At 65.0% G+C, this 18,786-nt stretch carries 15 protein-coding genes; 3 read left to right on the top strand and 12 right to left on the bottom strand.

The window, feature by feature from the left end:
- Position 1 precedes the first annotated feature (1 nt).
- Entirely contained in the window at positions 2–889 is an 888-nt protein-coding gene (gene uraD / locus AB7535_RS23920) for a 2-oxo-4-hydroxy-4-carboxy-5-ureidoimidazoline decarboxylase (protein ID WP_135215159.1), read from the top strand.
- Here the strand turns inward: uraD and AB7535_RS23915 are convergent.
- Positions 886–3,612 carry a molybdopterin-dependent oxidoreductase gene (locus AB7535_RS23915; RefSeq protein ID WP_135215158.1) on the bottom strand — a complete coding sequence of 909 codons (2,727 nt, stop codon included), beginning with the start codon at positions 3,610–3,612 and terminating at the stop codon, positions 886–888. The genes uraD and AB7535_RS23915 overlap by 4 nt on opposite strands.
- Entirely contained in the window at positions 3,609–4,436 is an 828-nt protein-coding gene (locus tag AB7535_RS23910; protein WP_135215157.1) for an FAD binding domain-containing protein, read from the bottom strand. Before AB7535_RS23910 ends, AB7535_RS23915 begins: the two co-directional genes overlap by 4 nt.
- Positions 4,437–4,587: 151 nt before the next feature.
- Between AB7535_RS23910 and AB7535_RS23905 the strand changes: the two genes are divergently transcribed.
- Positions 4,588–5,937 carry an 8-oxoguanine deaminase gene (locus AB7535_RS23905; protein ID WP_135215156.1) on the top strand — a complete coding sequence of 450 codons (1,350 nt, stop codon included), beginning with the start codon at positions 4,588–4,590 and terminating at the stop codon, positions 5,935–5,937.
- 108 nt (positions 5,938–6,045) lie between these two features.
- Here AB7535_RS23905 and AB7535_RS23900 read toward each other — a convergent pair whose 3' ends face one another.
- The 4 genes from AB7535_RS23900 to AB7535_RS23885 all read right to left on the bottom strand — a co-directional run bounded on the left by AB7535_RS23900 (position 6,046) and on the right by AB7535_RS23885 (position 10,751).
- Positions 6,046–7,122, bottom strand: coding sequence for a BMP family ABC transporter substrate-binding protein (locus tag AB7535_RS23900; RefSeq protein WP_038957603.1), 1,077 nt, complete (start codon positions 7,120–7,122; stop codon positions 6,046–6,048).
- Positions 7,123–7,200: 78 nt separating this feature from the next.
- Entirely contained in the window at positions 7,201–8,118 is a 918-nt protein-coding gene (locus tag AB7535_RS23895) for an ABC transporter permease (RefSeq protein WP_135215155.1), read from the bottom strand.
- Entirely contained in the window at positions 8,105–9,196 is a 1,092-nt protein-coding gene (locus AB7535_RS23890) for an ABC transporter permease (protein ID WP_135215154.1), read from the bottom strand. The genes AB7535_RS23895 and AB7535_RS23890 overlap by 14 nt, the downstream gene beginning before the upstream one ends.
- The gene (locus tag AB7535_RS23885; RefSeq protein WP_439037008.1) at positions 9,180–10,751 is read right to left on the bottom strand and encodes an ABC transporter ATP-binding protein; all 1,572 of its coding nucleotides are present in this window, start codon (positions 10,749–10,751) and stop codon (positions 9,180–9,182) included. Before AB7535_RS23885 ends, AB7535_RS23890 begins: the two co-directional genes overlap by 17 nt.
- A 574-nt stretch (positions 10,752–11,325) precedes the next feature.
- On the opposite strand from AB7535_RS23885, the gene AB7535_RS23880 reads away from it, so the two are divergent.
- Positions 11,326–12,435, top strand: coding sequence for a hypothetical protein (locus AB7535_RS23880; protein WP_439037007.1), 1,110 nt, complete (start codon positions 11,326–11,328; stop codon positions 12,433–12,435).
- 189 nt (positions 12,436–12,624) lie between these two features.
- Here the strand turns inward: AB7535_RS23880 and AB7535_RS23875 are convergent, their stop codons facing one another.
- The 6 genes from AB7535_RS23875 to AB7535_RS23850 are packed head-to-tail and all read right to left on the bottom strand — an operon-like array spanning position 12,625 to position 18,497.
- The gene (locus tag AB7535_RS23875; protein ID WP_439037006.1) at positions 12,625–13,110 is read right to left on the bottom strand and encodes a nucleoside deaminase; all 486 of its coding nucleotides are present in this window, start codon (positions 13,108–13,110) and stop codon (positions 12,625–12,627) included.
- A gap of 13 nt (positions 13,111–13,123) precedes the next feature.
- On the bottom strand, positions 13,124–14,656 hold the full coding sequence (locus AB7535_RS23870) for an ABC transporter ATP-binding protein (RefSeq protein WP_439037005.1): 1,533 nt from the start codon (positions 14,654–14,656) through the stop codon (positions 13,124–13,126).
- On the bottom strand, positions 14,653–15,336 hold the full coding sequence (gene biuH, locus AB7535_RS23865; RefSeq protein WP_439037004.1) for a biuret amidohydrolase: 684 nt from the start codon (positions 15,334–15,336) through the stop codon (positions 14,653–14,655). Before biuH ends, AB7535_RS23870 begins: the two co-directional genes overlap by 4 nt.
- Before the next feature lie 11 nt (positions 15,337–15,347).
- A complete protein-coding gene (locus AB7535_RS23860; protein ID WP_439037003.1) occupies positions 15,348–16,274 on the bottom strand; it encodes an ABC transporter permease in 927 nt (308 codons plus the stop codon).
- A gap of 1 nt (position 16,275) precedes the next feature.
- Positions 16,276–17,388 (bottom strand): ABC transporter permease, encoded by a 1,113-nt coding sequence (locus tag AB7535_RS23855; RefSeq protein ID WP_439037002.1) that lies wholly within the window; start codon positions 17,386–17,388, stop codon positions 16,276–16,278.
- Positions 17,385–18,497, bottom strand: coding sequence for a BMP family ABC transporter substrate-binding protein (locus tag AB7535_RS23850; RefSeq protein ID WP_135215146.1), 1,113 nt, complete (start codon positions 18,495–18,497; stop codon positions 17,385–17,387). The genes AB7535_RS23855 and AB7535_RS23850 overlap by 4 nt, the downstream gene beginning before the upstream one ends.
- Positions 18,498–18,786 lie beyond the last annotated feature (289 nt).

Genomic DNA, 18,786 nt, shown 5'->3' with positions numbered 1-18,786 from the left:
GATGGCGCAAATCTCGCTCGCCGATCTCAATGCTGCTGATAAGGCCAGCTTTGTCGCGGCCCTCGCCAACGTCGTCGAATATTCACCGTGGATTGCGGAGAAACTCGCCGGGCAGCGCCCGTTCGCCGGTATCAACCAGTTGCACTCAGCGCTGATGGCAGCGATCCAGAGCGCCGAGCCCGACGTGCAGCTCGCGCTGATCCGGGCGCATCCCGATCTCGCCAACAAGACCCAGCGTGCAGCGGGGCTCACTGCAGAATCGACCGACGAGCAGAACAGCGCCGGCCTCGACCGGCTGTCGGAGGCCGAATACGCGGCGTTCGAGCGCGTCAACAATGCGTACCGCGACAAGTTCGGCTTCCCCTATATCGTCTGCGTGCGCCGTCACACCAGGGATTCCGTGCTGCGCGACTTCGAGACGCGGCTGCGCAATATCGCCAAGACCGAGACGCGGCGTGCGATCGAGGAGATCGGCCGCATCTCGGCGCTGCGGCTCGATCAGCTCGTCGTCGCCGACGACAAGCTGAAAGTGCATGGCCGGCTTTCCACGCATGTGCTCGACAATCACGCCGGAAAGCCTGCAGCCGGCATCCCGGTGGAGCTCGTCGAGCTCGCGAGCCTCGGTGAGAGCCGCGTGATCGCGCGCGCAATCACCAATGCCGATGGCCGCACCGACCAGCCGCTGATCGGCGGCCGTCCGCTGCCGATCGGCCGCTACGAGCTCAAATTCAGCGTTGCCAAATATTACGCCGAGCGCAACGTGCCGCTGTCAGACCCGCCGTTCCTCGACGAGATCCCGCTGCGCTTTGCGATCAGCGAGCCGGAAAGCCACTACCATGTGCCGCTGCTGGTCACGCCGTGGAGCTACTCGACCTATCGCGGAAGTTAATTCCCAAACTTCTCGTGCAGCGCCGGAAACAGCCGGTCCGGCTTGAACGGCGGCGCGGTGAAGCGGATGCCGGTGGCATCCGCGATCGCATTGCCGAGCGCGGCGGTGACCGGATTGTACGGGCTCTCGCTCATCGACTTGGCGCCGAGCGGCCCGATCGTGTCGGAGGTCTCGGCAAAGAAGACCTCCGTGCGCGGAACGTCTGCGAAGGAGGGCAGGTGGTAGTCGCGGAATTTCGGGTTGGTGACGCGACCGGTCGCGTCGATCACCATCTCCTCGTAGAGCGCCGCCCCGATTGCCTGCGCGACGCCGCCCTCGACCTGGCCGCGGCACTGCATGGGATTGGCGACGACGCCGGCGTCCGCCGCCTGCACGCTCCGGAGAATCTTGATCTCGCCGGTGCCCTTGTTCACGGCGACGCGAAAGCCCTGGACGTTGAAGCCGACCGAGCGCGGCGTCCCCTCGGAATTGCCGCGGGCCGCGAACGGCTGCCCGCGTTCGCGCGCAAGCTTCGCGAGTTCTGCAAACGACATCCGCCGGACGCCGCTGACGACGGCTTCGTCGTCGAGCGTGCAGCTCGCGGCGTCGCACAGCCAGGCGCTGGCGGCCACCGCTCTCAGCTCGGTCGCAAGCTGCATAGCGGCTGCATGCGTTGCCTTGCCGGCAACGAAGGTGCCTGCACTGCCATAGGCGCCGGTGTCGTGACCGCCATGGGCGGTATCGGACTGGCGCAGGCAGATGCGGTCGACGGTGGTTGCGAGCGTCGTCGCCGCGATCTGCCGGTGCACGGTGCTGGTGCCGTTGCCGAACTCGGCGGTGCCGACGGTGAGGTCGAAGCCGCCGTCGTCGTTGAGCGCGATCATCGCATCCGCGAGATGGCCGGCCGGCGGCACCGTGTCGATCATGGTCAGTGCCACGCCGTCGCCGATCAGCCACTCCGGCGTCAGGTCCGGCTGCGGGCCATCGGCCTGCATGGCGCGTTCGACGAGGTCGAGGCACTGGTCGAGCCCGTAGGAGCCATAGAGCACGTCGTGAAATTCGGACGGCGGCGGTGACAGCATGGGATCGCCTGGTTTGACGACGTTGCGCCGGCGCATGTCGTAGGGGCTGATGCCGAGCTGCCGTGCCAATTCGTCGATCGCGGCTTCGATCGCGATCTGCGTTTGAGGCAGGCCGTAGCCGCGAAACGCGCCCGACGGCACCGTGTTGGTGTAGACGGCGAAGCCGTCGACCTTCTTGTTCGGACAGTTGTAGACGGCGATGGACTCGGACAGCGAGTGGAACATCACGGGGCCGGCATGATTGCCGTAGGCGCCGGTGTTGGAGAGCACCTCCAGCTGGAGCGCGGTGAGCCGGCCGTCGGCATCGGCACCGGCCTTGATGTGGACCCGCATCGGATGCCGCGTCGAGGTCGCGATGAACTGCTCCTCGCGGGTCAGCTCCAGCTTGACCGGTCGTCCGGTCTTGAGCGTCGCGAGCGCCAGAATGTCCTCGACGAACATCTCCTGCTTGCCGCCAAAGCCGCCGCCGACGCGTTCGCAGAACACGCGGACCTTGTCCATGGGGAGCCCAAAGATGTCCGACAGCGCGCGGCGGGTCAGGAACGGCACCTGCGTCGAGGTGCGGACATTGAGCACGCCGGAAGCGTCGAGCCAGGCGAGGCCGCCATGGGTCTCCAGTGCCGCATGCTGCACGCGGTGGCTGTGGAAGGTGGCCTCATAGGTGACGGCGGACGTGGCGAGTGCCGCCGCCACGTCGCCGTATTCGCCGTGCGTCTCCGCCGCGAGGTTACGCTGGGGATCGGCGATGCGGTTCGCGGTAGTGCGGTCAGGATGAATGACAGGTGCACCCGGTACCATCGCCTGCTCCGGGTCGATCAGCGCAGGCAGGATTTCGTAATCGACCTTCAGCCGCCGGCACGCCTCCTCGGCGGCGGCCTCGCTCTCGGCGACGACGGCGGCGACCTTCTGGCCGATGAAGCGGACGACGTCATCGAGGATGCGGGTATCCTCCGGATCCATCCAGTCCTTCTCATGCCGCGCGGTCGAGATCAGCACCGACGGCGCATCCTCATGCGTCAAGACCGCGTGCACGCCGGGCACGCGTAGCGCGTCCGACTTGTCGATCGCGACGATTTTCGCGTGGGCGTGCGGCGAACGCTGCAGCTTGATGTGCAGCAGGCCGTCGATCTGGGTGTCGAAGGTGTAGCGCGCCTTGCCGCGCACGACGTCGGGGCCTGCCGGGGCCGGAAGGCTGCGGCCGAAGGCAGCGCCGGCCTCGACGCTCTCCTCGACATTGGTCTTGCCGAGCAGTGCGTCCTCGATCGAGCGATAACCGGTGCAGCGGCAGATATTGCCCTTCAGCGCCGATCCGAGGTCGGTGCGCTGCGCCTGGTTCAGCGAGGCGCAGGTCAGGATCATGCCGGCGGTGCAGAAGCCGCATTGGAAGCCCTGCGCATCGAGGAAGGCCTGCTGCATCGGATGCGCGCCGTGGTCGCCAGCGAGGCCTTCGATCGTGGTGACGGCGCGCCCTTCGGCGCGGAACGCCGGGATCAGGCAGCTATGCACCGGCTCGCCGTCGAGCAGCACGGTGCAGGCGCCGCAATCGCCGGCATCGCAGCCCTTCTTCACGCCGAAATGGCCGAGCTCGCGCAGGAACGTGCGCAGGCACTGGCCGGCGCGCGGCTCTTGCGGGAACGTCTTGCCGTTGACCTCGAAACTCATGACGACGTCGTCCCCACGAGTTCGCCGCGAATCTCCTCGGCGAGCCGTAGCGTCATATGCTTGCGCCAGATCAGCTTGCCGTGGATGTCAGTGTGGTACAGATCATCCGGGATCTGCTGCGCGATCGCGTCGCGAAGCGCGCCCGCGTCCGGAGCCTTCTGAAAGGACAGCTGGATCGGTCGCACGGTCGATGCGGTCACCGACAGCGTCAGCGTGCCATCGCTATCCAGGCTGCCGATCAGAAGCGCCGCAGAGCGGCCGACCGGCGCCAGCGAGATCTGGCGAAAGGCCGTGCGGCGCTTCAGCGCGGCAACCGGGATATCGATCTGCCGGATCAGGTCGCCTGGCGTCAGGCGGTTGCGCTGGTTGCCGGTGACGAAGTCGACGACGGGTATCTTCTCTTCACCGCCGTTGGCCTTCCAGATGATGCAGACGCCGTCCAGCGCTGATGTGAGCGAGATCATCGGTCCCGCCGGCAGCGACATGCAGAGATTGCCGCCGACGGTCGCGGTCTTCCAGATCTTGAATGACGCAAGGAACGCCCGGCAGCACTGGCCGATCAGCGGGGCTGCGAGCCAGTCGGGCGGGCAGGCGAAACCGTCGAGCTGCGTGATGGTGCAGGTGGCGGAGATGGTGAGATGGGTGTCGGTGATCGTGAGCGCCGGCCATTTCAGGTCAGTGAGATCGATCAGCCGCTTCAGGTGGACCTGGGGCTCCGAGAACAGCCAGGTGCCGCCAGCGAGCCAAGCATCACCTTCCCCCCAGGCGGGCAGCTGCGCGCGCGTTTGCGGATGGGCCACCGTCGTGATGGTATTCAAATCCATGGCTGCGCCAAAGCTTCCGCCCGGTGAATCGTACAGATGAGTCTTGCAAGACCGGAGCCAAGTCGCAACAAGCAAGTCGTAGCATGAAGGTGATCGGGCCCACGGCCGCCTTGCCGGCCTTGTCATCAGCGGATGTGAGGAGACCACGATCATGAGCGATGCAAAGCCGATCTGGATCAGGGATCCCCTTGCCATCCTCGCTGATGGTGCCGAGCGCGGGATCGTGGTGAGTGATGGCCGGATTGTCGAGCTCGTGCCGGCCGGTGGCAGGCCTGCGACGGCGGATGTCGCGGTGTTCGACGCGGGCGAGCATGTCGTCCTGCCGGGCCTGATCAACACACATCATCATTTCTACCAGACGCTGACGCGGGCGCTGCCGGCGGCGATGGACCGCGAGCTGTTTCCCTGGCTCCAGGCGCTCTATCCGGTGTGGGCGAGGATGACGCCTGAAGCACTCGAGCTCGGCGTCACCGTGGCGATGTCCGAGCTCCTGCTCTCGGGCTGCACCACCACAACGGATCACCACTATGTGTTCCCGGCGGGGCTCGAGGAGTCCGTCGACATCGAGGTCGCAGTCGCAAATCGGCTCGGTGTCCGGGTGCTACTCACGCGCGGCTCGATGAACCTGTCGCAGCGCGACGGCGGCCTGCCGCCTGACGGCGTCGTACAGGACGAGGACACGATCCTCGCCGACAGCGCGCGGGTGGTTGCAAAGCATCACCAGCGCGGCGCGGATGCGATGGTGCAGATCGCGCTGGCGCCATGTTCACCTTTCTCGGTGACGACGTCCCTGATGCGCGCCACCGCCGATCTCGCCAACAAGCTCGACGTCCGCCTGCACACCCATCTCGCCGAGACCGAGGACGAGACCAAATTCTGCCAGCAGATGTATGGCTGCCGTCCGCTCGACTATCTCGAGCAATGCGGATGGCTCAATGCGCGGACCTGGCTCGCCCACGGCATCTTCTTCAATGCGGAGGAGATGAAGCGGCTCGGCAAGGCGAAGACGACCATCAGCCATTGCGCGTGCAGCAATCAGATTTTGGCGTCGGGCTGCTGCCCGGTGTGCGAGATGGAGGAGGCCGGTGTCGGCATCGGCATCGGCGTCGACGGTTCGGCGTCGAATGACGGATCGAACCTGATGCAGGAGGTGCGGGCGGCGTTCCTGCTGCAGCGGGCGCGCTACGGAGTGGCCAAGGTCAGCCACAAGGATGCGCTGCGCTGGGCGACCAAGGGCTCGGCGGCCTGCGTCGGCCGGCCGGAACTGGGTGAGATCGCCGTCGGCAAGGCTGCCGATCTCGCCCTGTTCAAGCTCGACGAGCTGCGCTTCTCCGGTCACGGCGATCCGCTGGCCGCGCTGGTGCTGTGCGGGGCGCATCGGGCCGACCGGGTGATGGTGGCGGGACAATGGGCCGTGATCGACGGCGCGATCCCGGGACTGGATGTTCCCGATCTCATTCGCCGCCACAGTTCCGCGGCGCGGGCGATGCAGGCGGGATAATCCGGGCAAAAAGAAAGAGGGGGCGACCACAAGTGCCGGGTGCTTCTGGCCACCCCCTCCGAACCTCCTCCGGGAGGAGCAGGTGATCTAGGCAATGCAAGAAGCGTGCTACTTGCCCGGAAGCTTGTCGTCGATGCCCTTGACGTAGAAATTCATGCCGAGGATCTGGCCGTCATCGAGGTGATCGCCACCTTTGCACTCGACCGGCTTGCCGTCCTGCCCAATGACCGGGCACTTGAACGGATGCAGCTTGCCCGCTGTGATTGCGGCCTGGGCATCCTCGGCGAGCTTCTTCACGTCGTCAGGCATGTTGGTGTAGGGCGCCATCGCGAACATATGGCTGTCGAGGCCACCCCAGCTGTCCTCGGACTTCCAGGTGCCGGCGAGCTCGGCCTTGACGCGCTCGATGTAATAAGGGCCCCAGGTGTCCAGGATCGAGGTGAGCTGGGTCTTCGGCCCGAACTTGATCATCTCGGAATCCTGGCCGAAGGCGAGCTTGCCGCGTTCGCTGGCAATCTGCATCGCCGCCGGCGAATCCGTGTGCTGCATGATCACGTCGGCGCCCTGGTCGATCAGCGCCTTGGCGGCGTCGGCCTCCTTGCCCGGGTCGAACCAGGTATTGGCCCAGATGATCTTGACCTTGATATTCGGGTTGATGGTCTGCGCCGCCAGGATCGTCGCGTTGATGCCGGAGACGACCTCCGGAATCGGGAACGAGCCGATATAGCCGAGCACGCCGGACTTCGACATCTTGGCCGCGATCAGGCCCTGGATGTAGCGGCCCTGCCACCATTTGGCCGAGTAGGTCGACATGTTCGGGTTGCGCTTGTAGCCAGTGGCGTGCTCGAAATGCACGTTCGGATATTTCTTGGCGACTTTCAGCGTCGGGTCCATGTAGCCGAACGAGGTCGTGAAGATCAGCTTGTTGCCGGCGCGGACGAGCTGCTCGATGGAGCGCTCGGCGTCGGGACCTTCGGGCACGTTCTCGAGATAGGTGGTCTCGATCTTGTCCCCCAGCTCCTTCACCAGGGCCTGGCGCGCGAGGTCGTGCTGGTAGGTCCAGCCCAAGTCTCCGATCGGACCCAGATAGATGAAGCCGACTTTCAGCTTGTCGGCGGCGGAGGCTGCGCTGACGCTTCCGGCAAGCAAAAGCCCGGCAGCCAGCGCAAGAAGTGATTTCCTCATCATCAATCTCCAAACATCAGGGGACAGCCACGATCCGCAACGTGCGCGCCCCATCGCGCCCGCCGCGGAAATGAAACGCTAGCGGTCCGGCACGAACACGGTGCCGAGCGCGGCCGGCGCGGTCGAGCCGCCGGTGCGCGCGCGTGAGAGCAGGACCAGGACGATGACGGTTGCGAGGTAAGGCAGCGCCGACATGAATTGCGAGGGAATGCCGACGCCCCAGCCCTGAGCGTGGAGTTGCAGGATCGTCACCGCGCCGAACAGATAAGCGCCGACCACGAGCCGGCCCGGCCGCCAGGACGAAAACACGACCAGCGCCAGCGCGATCCAGCCGCGCCCCGCGGTCATGCCGGGAATGAAGAACGGCGTGTAGGCGAGCGGCAGATAGGCGCCGGCAAGGCCTGCGCAGGCGCCGCCGAACATCACGGCGAAGGTGCGGATGCGCAGCACGGGGTAGCCGAGCGCATGCGCGGAGACATGATTGTCGCCGCAGGCGCGCAAGATCAACCCCGCCCGCGTGCGGTACAGGAACCACCAGACGCCGACGACGAGCGCGATGGAGAAATAGACGAAGGCGTCCTCGCCGAACAGCACCCGGCCAATCAGCGGCATGTCCGTGAGGCCGGGAATATAGAGGTGCATCGCGGGCGTGATGCGCTCGCCGACGAAGCCGGCGCCGATCAGGCCGGACAGGCCGACGCCGAGGATGGTCAGCGCGAGACCCGTTGCAACCTGGTTGACGGCGAGCCCGAGCGTCATCAGCGCGAACACCAGCGACATCAGCGTGCCCGCGACGATGCCGAACAGCGCGCCGATGAAGATCGAGCCGGTCAGCCACGCGCCGGCAAAGCCGCAAGCCGCGCCGACGATCATCATGCCCTCGACGCCGAGATTGAGGACACCGGAGCGCTCGGTGACGAGCTCGCCGGTCGCCGCGATCAGGAGCGGCGTGGATGCGGCGAGCACGGCGAGGATGATGGCTTCAACCAGTTCCACGGGCCACCTGTCGGTTCGGGAAAACCAGCTTGAAGCGATAGAGAATGAGCGAATCGCAGGCGAGCACGTAGAACAGCAGAATGCCCTGGAATACCTTGGTGACGTCCAACGGGATCTTCATCGCGATCTGCGCCTGCTCGCCGCCGATAAAGGTCAATGCGAGGAAAAGGCCTGCAATTAATATTCCAAGCGGGTTCAGCCGGCCGAGGAAGGCGACGATGATCGCGGTAAAGCCGTAGCCGGGCGAGATGCCGGGCTGAAGATGCCCGACCGGACCCGCGACCTCGATGATGCCGGCAAGGCCTGCGAGCGCGCCTGACACAGCGAAAGTCAGGATGACCAACTGGTTGGCGTTGAAGCCGCCGAACCGTGCGGCGCGCGGCGCCGCGCCGACCACGCGAATCTCGAAGCCCTTGATGGTTCGGCCGAGCAGGATCGCGGCGGCCGCGACGACGAGCAGGGCGATGATCGAGCCGAGATGCAGCCGGCCGCCTTCGATCAGCAGCGGCACCGTTGCGACCGGATCGAACTCCGCGGTGGTAGGGAAGTTGAATCCATGCGGATCGCGCCAGGGTCCACGTACGAGATAGTCGAGAAAGAGGTCGGCGACATAGACCAGCATCAGGCTGGTCAGGATTTCGCTGGCGCCGAACTTCACCTTGCAAATCGCCGGGATCAGCGCATAGAGCGCGCCCGCTGCGGCGGCGAGCACGAGCATCGCCGGCAGCACCCAGGCCCCGGCATCGGTGCCCTGCGTCTTCACTGCGATCCAGCTTCCGGCCACCGCGCCGATCAGGAATTGGCCCTCGGCGCCGATGTTCCACGTGTTGGCGAGATAGCAGAGCGACAACCCGATCGCGATCATCACCAGCGGCGTGGCCTTCACTGCGATCTCCTGGAGCGAATAGCCGTCGGTCAGAGGGGCGATGAAATAGGCATGCAGCGCGAGTAGCGGATTCTTGCCGAGGATCGCGAACAGGATGATCATGGTCACGATCGTGAGCCCGATCGCGATCAGCGGCGAGACCAGCGCGATCGTGTTGGAGCGCTCGACGCGCTTCTCAAGCACCAACTGCATGCGCGGCCTCCTTCGGCTCCAGGCTGCTGCCCCCCATCAACAGGCCGAGTTTTTCGCGCGTGGCTTCGCTCGTTGCAAGCGGCGTCGACAGCCGGCCATGGAACATCACGGCGATGCGGTCGGCGATTTCGGCGAGCTCGTCGAGATCCTGGCTGGTGACGAGCACGGCGGCGCCTGCGGTAGCGAGATCAAGCAGCGCCTGACGGATCACGGCGGCGGCGCCGGCATCGACGCCCCATGTCGGTTGGCTCACCACCAGCACCGCGGGGTTGCGCAGGATCTCGCGGCCGACGATGAACTTTTGCAAATTGCCGCCGGACAGGCTCGCAGCTTCCGGATCCCGCTTGGCCTTGCGAACGTCGAACGTTTCCGTCGCGCGATCCACGGTCTTCAGTGTCGCCGCGGTGTCGATGAAGCCGTGATGGACCATGCCGCTGGCGGCGTGGCCGGTGAGCAGCGCGTTCTCCGACAGCTTCATGCGCGGCGCGGTGCCGTGGCCCAGCCGTTCCTCCGGGACGAAGGCCGCGCCCAGTTTGCGGCGCTGGGTGATCGAGAGGTGGCCGGCGGCGATGCCTTCGATCACGACGGTGCCGGGGTCCTTCGACAGGCGTTCGCCGGAGAGCGCGGCGAACAACTCGTCCTGGCCATTGCCGGCGACGCCGGCGATGCCGAGGATCTCGCCGCCCTTCAGCTCGAATGAGATGTGCTCGAGCCGCACGCCATGCGCCTCGCTCGGCGCGAGTGAAAGGTCGTTGACGACGAGCCGCGGCACGGTGGTCTTGCGGCCTGCCGGTGCCTTCACTTCCCTGATCTCGCCGCCGACCATCATCCGCGCGAGCGAGGCCGCGGTCTCGAGCCGGGGATTGCAGGTCTCGACCTTCTTGCCGCCGCGCAGGATCGTGGCGGTGTCGCAGAGCCGCTTCACTTCGTCGAGCTTGTGGCTGATGTAGAGGATGGCGCGGCCTTCGGCCTTGAGGCGTTCCAGCACGATGAAGAGCCGGTCGGCTTCCTGCGGTGTCAGCACGGCGGTCGGCTCGTCCAGGATCAGGAATTTCGGATCCTGCATCAGCGCGCGGACGATCTCGATGCGCTGGCGCTCTCCGACCGACAATTGCCAGACCTCGCGCCTGGGATCGAGCGGCAGTCCATAGGTCTTCGACACCTGCTCCAGCCGGGCTGACATGTCCTTGAAGGATTCCCTGCCGTCGAGGCCGAGCGCGACGTTCTCGGCAACGGTGAGATTGTCGAACAGCGAGAAATGCTGGAACACCATGCCGATGCCGCGGCTGCGCGCCTCTGACGGACCCGACAGCACGATGGGGTGGCCCTGCCAGCGGATCTCGCCGGCGCTGGGCTGGATCAGCCCGTAGATCGCTTTGACCAGCGTCGACTTGCCGGCGCCGTTCTCGCCGAGCAGGGCATGGATCTGTTTCGGCTGGATCTCGATGCTGATGGAGTCGTTGGCGAGGAAATCACCATAGCGCTTGGTGAGCCCGATCGTCTGAAGCAGAGGGGGCTCGCCGGAATGCAGGTCGTTGGACGTCTGATCTAACATTCGCTGATGCGCTGGCACGGGGTGAAGTGCCTCAATTGTGGGCTAGTTTGAACCGTCGCGTAAGATGTGAAAAAGCGTCATCCCTTGCTCAACGCTTCGGCAGGCGGTCTATGTCGCGAGTCGCGGCCCTTGTCAGTCGATGATCGTCTCCAACCGACATTCGGGAGAGCCATTGCGGCGGCCTCCTGCGAGAGACGCCTGTTGCAAATTTGTGACGGCTCAAACCAAATCGGAACCCGCTGTGCAGGCCTGACGTGAAGTTGAGCAAAGTCGCACCTGCGCGCGTATGCAATTCCCGACCGGGCCAACGGCCGCTGTCGTCAATTGTGTCTGCATTCTTGCGCCGCCACAAAAGACAAATGAAATCAAACGGGAATCTTCGGCATCGCGTCACCGCACGCACGCAGCAGCGAAACGGAAAAAATCCTCGAATTCCTGGGTTGAAAGGCCGCCTCCTGCCGAAACAAGCGGCATGCCTTGAAAAAAGTTGAGGCTTCTCACTCCGGGAGATCGGCGCAAGTGTCGCACCCAAGGGGCGTTCATTTTTACGTGTCCAAACTTGGGGGTATTCAGGATGTCGTTTGGTTTCAAGGCAATCGCAGCCGCGGCGCTGTCGATTGCTACACTCGCTACCAGTGGCGTGGCTCAGGCAGCGGACCTGCCGGTCAAGGCTGCCAAGAAAGCGTCGGACGTCCCGTTCTTCCTGGTGATCGACAACCGCGTCACGTTCTCCTGGATGCCCAAGGGCACTGACCCCGGCATGTGGAGCGTCAATCCGAACGGCAGCATCAACGGTACGACCGCCAAGCAGGTCTATTCGTTCACGCACTTCGACCTCTGGGCCTACGGCACCAACTTCTTCACCATCTCGATGTTCAAGTCGGGTCATAACGACCCTGCTTCGCCCTGTATCGCACCTGGTCTGTCCTCCTCCTTCGGTGCAGCCGACTGCGCCGGCGCGACCGAGATCTACGGCCTGTTCCGCTCGACCTTCGGCTGGAACCAGCTCTTCAACACCAAGGCCTTCACCACGGGGCCGCTGCAGAACATTTCGTTTGAAGTCGGTATGGATGGCAATTCCGAGAACACTTTCTTGGCGCCCGCGAAGCGGGACGTCGTTGCCGGTCTCCAGTTCGCCTTCGATCTTCCTTACAAGGGCTACATCAACGTCGCGCCCTTGATGTACTGGGAGTTCTCCAACCACAACGCCTTCACTCAGTGCGGCAGCGGTTTTGCTGGCCCCCTCCCGGGTGTGAGCTGTAACTCCGATGGCAATGTCAGCTACAACCCGACCTGGGCCGTCGAAATCAACTACTACATGGACCTCGGCTTCCTGCCGCCGGGCATGCAGTTCTGGTCCATCAGCGGCCGCGCGGGCTGGTATGGAGCGAAGGGCGACTCGAACGGCCTTCCCGCGCTCTCCGGCCCTGGCCGGTTCTCTACTGCTTCCAAGGTCGAGTTGAACAGCGAACCGATCCGTCTGACCTTCGACGCTTCGAAGGCCGCCTGGGGTGACAAGTACTCGCACTTCGTCGACCTCTGGGTCGCCTACCGCTACTGGCAGAACAAGTTCGGCCTCGACCACAACGCCATGCCCGGCGTCTGCACGGTCGCCGCGACCGGCCAGAGCACCAACAGCTGCACCGAGTCCACGGTGTACGGTGGCGTCACTGTGAAGTTCTGATCGGCCGAAGGTCTTCAGGTTAGGATGGCGCCGCGCATGTCCGCGCGGCTCCATCGGCGTTTGTGAGAGCGTAGGGTGGGCAAAGGCGCAACGCGCCGTGCCCACCATCTCTCCGAGCGGTTGGGATTGGTGGGCACGCTTCGCTTTGCCCACCCTACGAAGCCTACGAAGCCGAGTATGTGGCGCCGCCTACCTCGTCCACACGCCGTCGTGCAGCGCTTCGGCTTCGTCCTCGAGCAACGGCCCCACAACTTCCGTCGGCCTCTGGCCGCTGGCAAAGACCTCGCGGCACGGCAAATCGAGCGTCGGGTTCTCCGGATGGTTGCCGGTGACGCCGCGCAGGCGGTGCTCGCTGAGGCCGTAAACCACGCGGCCGATGCCGGCCCAGTAGATCGCACCGGCGCACATCGCGCAGGGTTCTGCGGAGGAATAGAGCGTGGATGTCGCCAGCACCTCGCGGCTGAGCGTACGGCAGGCCTGCGTGGCCGCGAGGCGCTCGGCATGCGCAGTGCCGTCGTGGTCGGGCATGTAGCCGTTCTCGGTCTCGATCAGCGCGTTGCCCTCGGCATCGACGACGACGCAGCCGAACGGATGGTTGCCATGGGTGAGCGAGCGGCGGGCGACCGTGAAGGACAGGCGGAGGAAGTGTTCGTCGCGCTCGGATCCGCCGCTCATCGCTCGTCCCTGGTCAATGCCCCGCCATATGCCGGCCGACCACGGTCAGATCGGCTTCGCTGGTTCGTGCTTCATACACGAATTCGCCGTGGAACATCACCACCAGCCGATCGGAGAGTTCGAGCAATTCGTCGAGGTCCTCGCTGACGAGCAGCACGGCGGCGCCACGGTTGCGAGCGGCCATGATCTCGGCGTGGATCTGCGCCACCGCCGCGAAGTCGAGGCCGAAGCAGGGATTGGCCGCGATCAGCACCTCGACGTTGCCGCCAAGCTCGCGCGCCAGCACGGCGCGCTGGACGTTGCCGCCCGACAGCGCCGCGATCGGCGTATCGGGCGTGCGGGTCTTGATCTTGTACTGCACGATTTTCTTCTTTGCATCGTCCCGGAAGGCGCCGCGGTTGAGCCACCAGCCGAGGCTGGCGAAGGGCGCGCGGTCGAATTCGCGGAAGGCGATGTTGTCGGCGACGCTCATGCCGCCGACGCAGGCGTTCTTGAGCGGCTCCTCGGGCAGGAGCGACATCTTGTGGCGGCGCATCTCCTCGCGGCTGGCGTGATAGGGATCGCCTGCGACGCGGATCTCGCCGCTCTCGGCTTCGCGCTGGCCGGCCAGCACCTCGACAAGCTGACGCTGGCCGTTGCCGGAGACGCCAGCGATGCCGACGATCTCGCCGGCGCGTACGGTGAGCGAGACGTCGTGCACGGCAATGGCGCCTGCGTCATCGAGTGCGCGGACTTTTGCCAATTCCAGCCGGGCCTGGCCGGCTTCGCCGGTGCGCGGCGGCTGCACGGTCAGCTCCTCGGCGCCGATCATGGTTCGCGCCATCGCATCCGGTGTGAGTTCGGAAACCTTGCCGGCACCTGCGAGCTTGCCGCGGCGCAGGATCGTGACGTCGTCGGCGAAGGCCATGACCTCGCGGAATTTGTGCGTGATCATCAGGATGGTCAGTTCGCCCTTGACGACCATGTCGCGGAGCATGCCAAGAACTTCGTCGGCCTCCGCCGGCGTCAGCACCGAGGTCGGCTCGTCCAGGATCAGGAAGCGGCGCTTCAGATAGAGCTGCTTGAGGATCTCGCATTTCTGCCGCTCCCCGGCGGAGATGTCGGAGACCTTGGCGCCGAGCGGCACCTTGAACGGCATCCGCGCCAGAAAAGCCTCGAGCTCCTTCATCTCCTTCGACCAGTTCACCACGGCCGGCACATCGTCGCGGGCCAGCACGAGGTTTTCGGCGACCGTCATGGCCGGCACCAGGGTAAAATGCTGGTAGACCATGCCGAGGCCGAGCGCGTGAGCGTCCTTTGGATTTGCGATCGCCTGCTCGCGGCCGCCGACGAGGATGTCGCCTTCGGTCGCGTGGTAATAGCCCATGATGCATTTGACGAGCGTCGACTTGCCGGCGCCGTTCTCGCCGAGCAGCGCGTGGAACGAGCCCGGCCGCACCTTCAGCTCGACATTGTCGAGCGCGAGGAAGTCGCCGAAGCGCATGGTCATGGCGATGGCGTCGACGCCGAAGGCGCCTGCTGGCGGCGGCGTTTCGCCGATGATCACGAAATAGCTCCGATGAAGGCGTCCGACGTCGAGACCGCGCCGAACACGCCGCCCTGCATCTTGATCATCTTCAGGGCATGGTCGTGATTGCTCTTGTCGGTGGCGCCGCAGCAATCGTGCAGCAGGACGCATTCGAAGCCGCGGTCGTTGGCCTCGCGCATGGTGGTGTGAACGCAGACGTCGGTCGTGATGCCCGTCAGCACGATATTCTCGATGCCACGCACGCGCAGGATCAGCTCCAGGTCGGTGGCGCAGAACGAGCCCTTGCCGGGCTTGTCGATGATCGGCTCGCCCGGCAGTGGTGCAAGCTCTTCGATGATGTCCCAGCCCGGCTCGCCGCGCACCAGGATACGGCCGCAGGGACCAGGATCGCCGATGCCGGCGCCGATCTGGCGCGAGCGCCAGCGCTTGTTGGCGGGAAGGTCGGAGAGATCGGGGCGATGACCCTCGCGGGTATGGATGATGTGAAAGCCTTGGGCGCGCATGGCCGCGAGCAGCTTCTTGATCGGCTCGATCGGCGCCCGCGTCAGCGAGAGGTCGTAGCCCATCTTGTCGACATAGCCGCCGATGCCGCAGAAATCGGTCTGCATGTCGATGATGACGAGCGCGGTGTTTTGGGAGCGGAGATCGCCATTGTAGGGCCAGGCGTAGGGCTCGGACTTGATATAGCGCTCGGGCATGATTTCGCTCTCTAGCGGGTGATCGACAATTCGGCCGGGGCTCCGGTCAGCGTGCGTTTCGGCGAGCAGGTGATGATCATGATCGCCAGCGTCAGGATGTAGGGGGCGGCGTTGAAGAGGTGATAGCCGGAGGTGACGCCGACCGATTGCAGTGCGGGGCCCAGGGCCGCGGCGCCGCCGAAGGCGAGCGAGGCCCACAGGCAGAGCAGGGGATCCCAGCGCGCGAAGATCACGAGCGCCACGGCGGTGATGCCTTGTCCCGAGGACAGGCCTTCGTTCCAGCTTCCGGGATAGAACAGCGACAGGAACGAGCCGCCGATGCCGGCGAGGAAGCCCCCGACCATGGTCGCGCGCAGGCGGATCAGCAACACGGAATGGCCCATCGCGCGCGCGGCATCGGAGCTCTCGCCGGCGGTGCGGATCAAAAGGCCCCAGCGCGTGGTGCGGAAGGCCCAATAGAGGATTGGCGCGAGCGCGACGCCGATCAGGAACAGGACGTTGACGCGCAGCGCGGCGCGGACCTGCGGGGTGTCGCTCCACCAGCCAAAATCGATCGCGGGCAGCCGCGGCGCGGTGGGCTCGATCAGCGGCTTGCCGAGATAGAAGGCAAGGCCGGTGCCGAACAGCATCAGCGCGATGCCGACCGCGATATCGTTGACGCGCGGCAGCGAGCAGATACCGGCGTGCAATGCCCCCAGCAGTGCACCTGTAATGCCGGCGGCGAGCACGCCAAGCCAGGGCGATCCCGTGAGATACGAGATGCCGTAGGCACTCATCGCGCCCATCACCAGCGTGCCCTCGAGGCCGAGATTGATGCGGCCGGAGCGCTCGGTGATGCATTCGCCTAGGCTCACGAACAGGAACGGCGTCGAGACGCGGATGGCGCCGCCGAGCACGGCGAGGGGGACAGTCCAGAGGCCGATCGATCCGTCTGCCATCTCAGGATTTTCCCTTCAACAATCCAATGCGGCCGTAAAGTGCATCGCTGGCCAGCACGAAGACGAAGATGATGCCCTGAAGCACCAGAACGGATGCGTCGGGCAATCCGAGGCGGCGCTGCAAAAGGCCGCCGCTGGCGCTGATGCCGCCGAGCAGGATCGCGACGGGAATGATCGCGAGCGGATTCTGCCGGGCGAGGAAGGCGACGAGAATGCCGGTGAAGCCGTAGCCCGCCGCAAGGTTGGCGTTGGTGCGTCCCTGCACCGCGGCGACCTCGACCATGCCGGCGAGGCCCGCGGCGCCGCCGGCGAGGAAGCAGATGGTCAGGATCAGCTTGCTGACGCCGAGACCGACGATCTTTGCGGCGCGGATGTTGCCGCCGGCGACGCGCGCGGCGAAGCCGAACACGGTGTGATAGATCAGGACGTAGGCGGCGATCGCGGCGATCAGGCCGAAGACGAGGCCCCAATGCACGTCGGTGCCGGGAATGCTGCCGATCATGTTGGCGGCGCCGATCTCGCGCGTCGACGGCTTGTTGAGGCTGGCGGGATCGCGCATCAGCCCCTCAACAAGATGATTGAGGATCGCGAGCGCGATGTAGACGAGCAGCAGGCTCGAGATGGTCTCGTTGACGCCGCGATACTGGCGCAGCGCGCCCGACAGCATGATCCACAGGCCGCCGCCGACTACGCCGCCGATGACCATGGAAATTTGCACGACGAGCGGCGGCATGCCCTGAAGCGCCAGCGCGGCGCTGGTCGCCGACAACGCGCCGATCAGGAGCGCGCCTTCGCCGCCGATGATGACCATGCCGAGCTGTGCCGGCAGTGCGGTGCAGAGCGCGGTGAGGATCAGCGGCGCAGCACGCGTCAACGTATTCTGCCAGGAGAACCAGGTGCCGAAAGCGCCGTAGTACATGTAGAAATAGAGGTCGAGCGGGTTCTTGCCGAACATCGCGACGAAGATGCCGAAGATCACGAGCGCGCCGGCCAGCGCCGCGCCCGGGATCAGGATATATTCGATTGTCGCGCCATGGCGCTGAAGAAAGCCGGGACCGGCGGCCGAGGCAATTGTCCCGGCCGCTTCAGTGGAATCCGCGGCTTCCGTTGTCACGAAGTCGCTCCGATCACGCCGTCGACCAGGTAGTCCATCTTCTCCAGCTCAGGATCCTTCTGGCCGCGATCTGTGCCGGCTGCGATCACCGTCTTGCCCTTGTTGTCGACCAGCCCGCCCTTGAAGATGGCGTAGCCCTCCGCCGACAGGAATTTGGCCTTGACCTCGTCGGCGTGCTTGCGCGCTTCGGCGGAGACTGCCTCACCGTAGGGCGAGGTCTTGACGATCTCTTCCTTGAGTCCGCCGCGATAGAAGTTCGGGATGTTTTCGCCGGCGGCGATCATCTTGACGAACTTCGGATAGAGCGCTTCCCAATTCCACTCGGCGCCGGTGAGATACGCCTTCGGCGCCAGCGGCGACTGGTTGGTGTGATAGCCGCAGACGAAGGCGCCGCGGCGCGCCGCGTTCTCGACCATGGTCTTCGGACCGTCGACGTGGCAGGTGAGCACGTCGACGCCCTGATCGATCAGGCTGTTGGTGGCTTCGGCCTCCTTGACCGGCATCGACCAATCGCCAGTGAAAATGACCTGCGTGGTGGCCTTGGGATTGGCGAGCCTGGCGCCGAGCGCGAAGGCGTTGATGTTGCGCAGCACCTGCGGGATCGGCTTGGCGGCAACGAAGCCGAGCTTGCCGCTCTTGGAGGTGTAGCCGGCGACGATGCCCGAAATGTACTGGGCCTCGTCGATATAGCCAAAATAGCTGCCGGCGTTCTTTGGATCCTTGTCGCTCCACAGGCCGCCGCAGTGCTCGAAGCGCAGCTTCGGGAACTTGGTGGCCATCTTGATCATGTGAGGGTTGTAGTAGCCGAACGAGGTCGGGAAGAGCAGGGTGGCGCCGTCGAGGTTGATCATCGACTCGATCGTCTTCTCGACCGCGTCGGTCTCCGGCACCTTCTCTTCCTCGACGACCTTCAGCCCCGGAATTTTCTTCAGTGCCGCCGCGCCCTGCGCATGCGCCTGGTTGTAGCCGTAGTCGTCGCGCGAGCCGACATAGATGAAGCCGATGGTGGTATCGGCCGCGAAGGCGGGACGGACGCCCGCTGCCGCACCGAGGGTCAGCGCCGCGCCGCCCTGCAACAAATGACGTCGTGAAATCTTGCCGAAATCCATTGCTCGCTCCCCTTGGCGGATGTCCCGCCTTAATCTCGCGGCCGCGCCGGTCTGGCGGAGCCTGGGGATAAGATGTCGCAAGCTTCGTGCCAGAGGCCACGGAGTGATCAATTGATCTGAAGTCGTTGAAAAGTATCGTGTTTATAAATTTTCAGAATTCTGCCGAGTAAACCGTCAGATTAATTTTTGAGCAAAATATAGAAGTTGTATGCAATGGAGTTGAACAGCCAGGCTAGGTCGCGTGCGTGCATGACGGGAGCTACGGTCTGCCGGCCGCATTCATGCTACC

It is taken from the genome of Bradyrhizobium sp. 956_D2_N1_4, assembly GCF_052076025.1.
Lineage (GTDB): Bacteria > Pseudomonadota > Alphaproteobacteria > Rhizobiales > Xanthobacteraceae > Bradyrhizobium > Bradyrhizobium barranii.
This window is presented reverse-complemented; position numbering and strand designations above follow the sequence as displayed.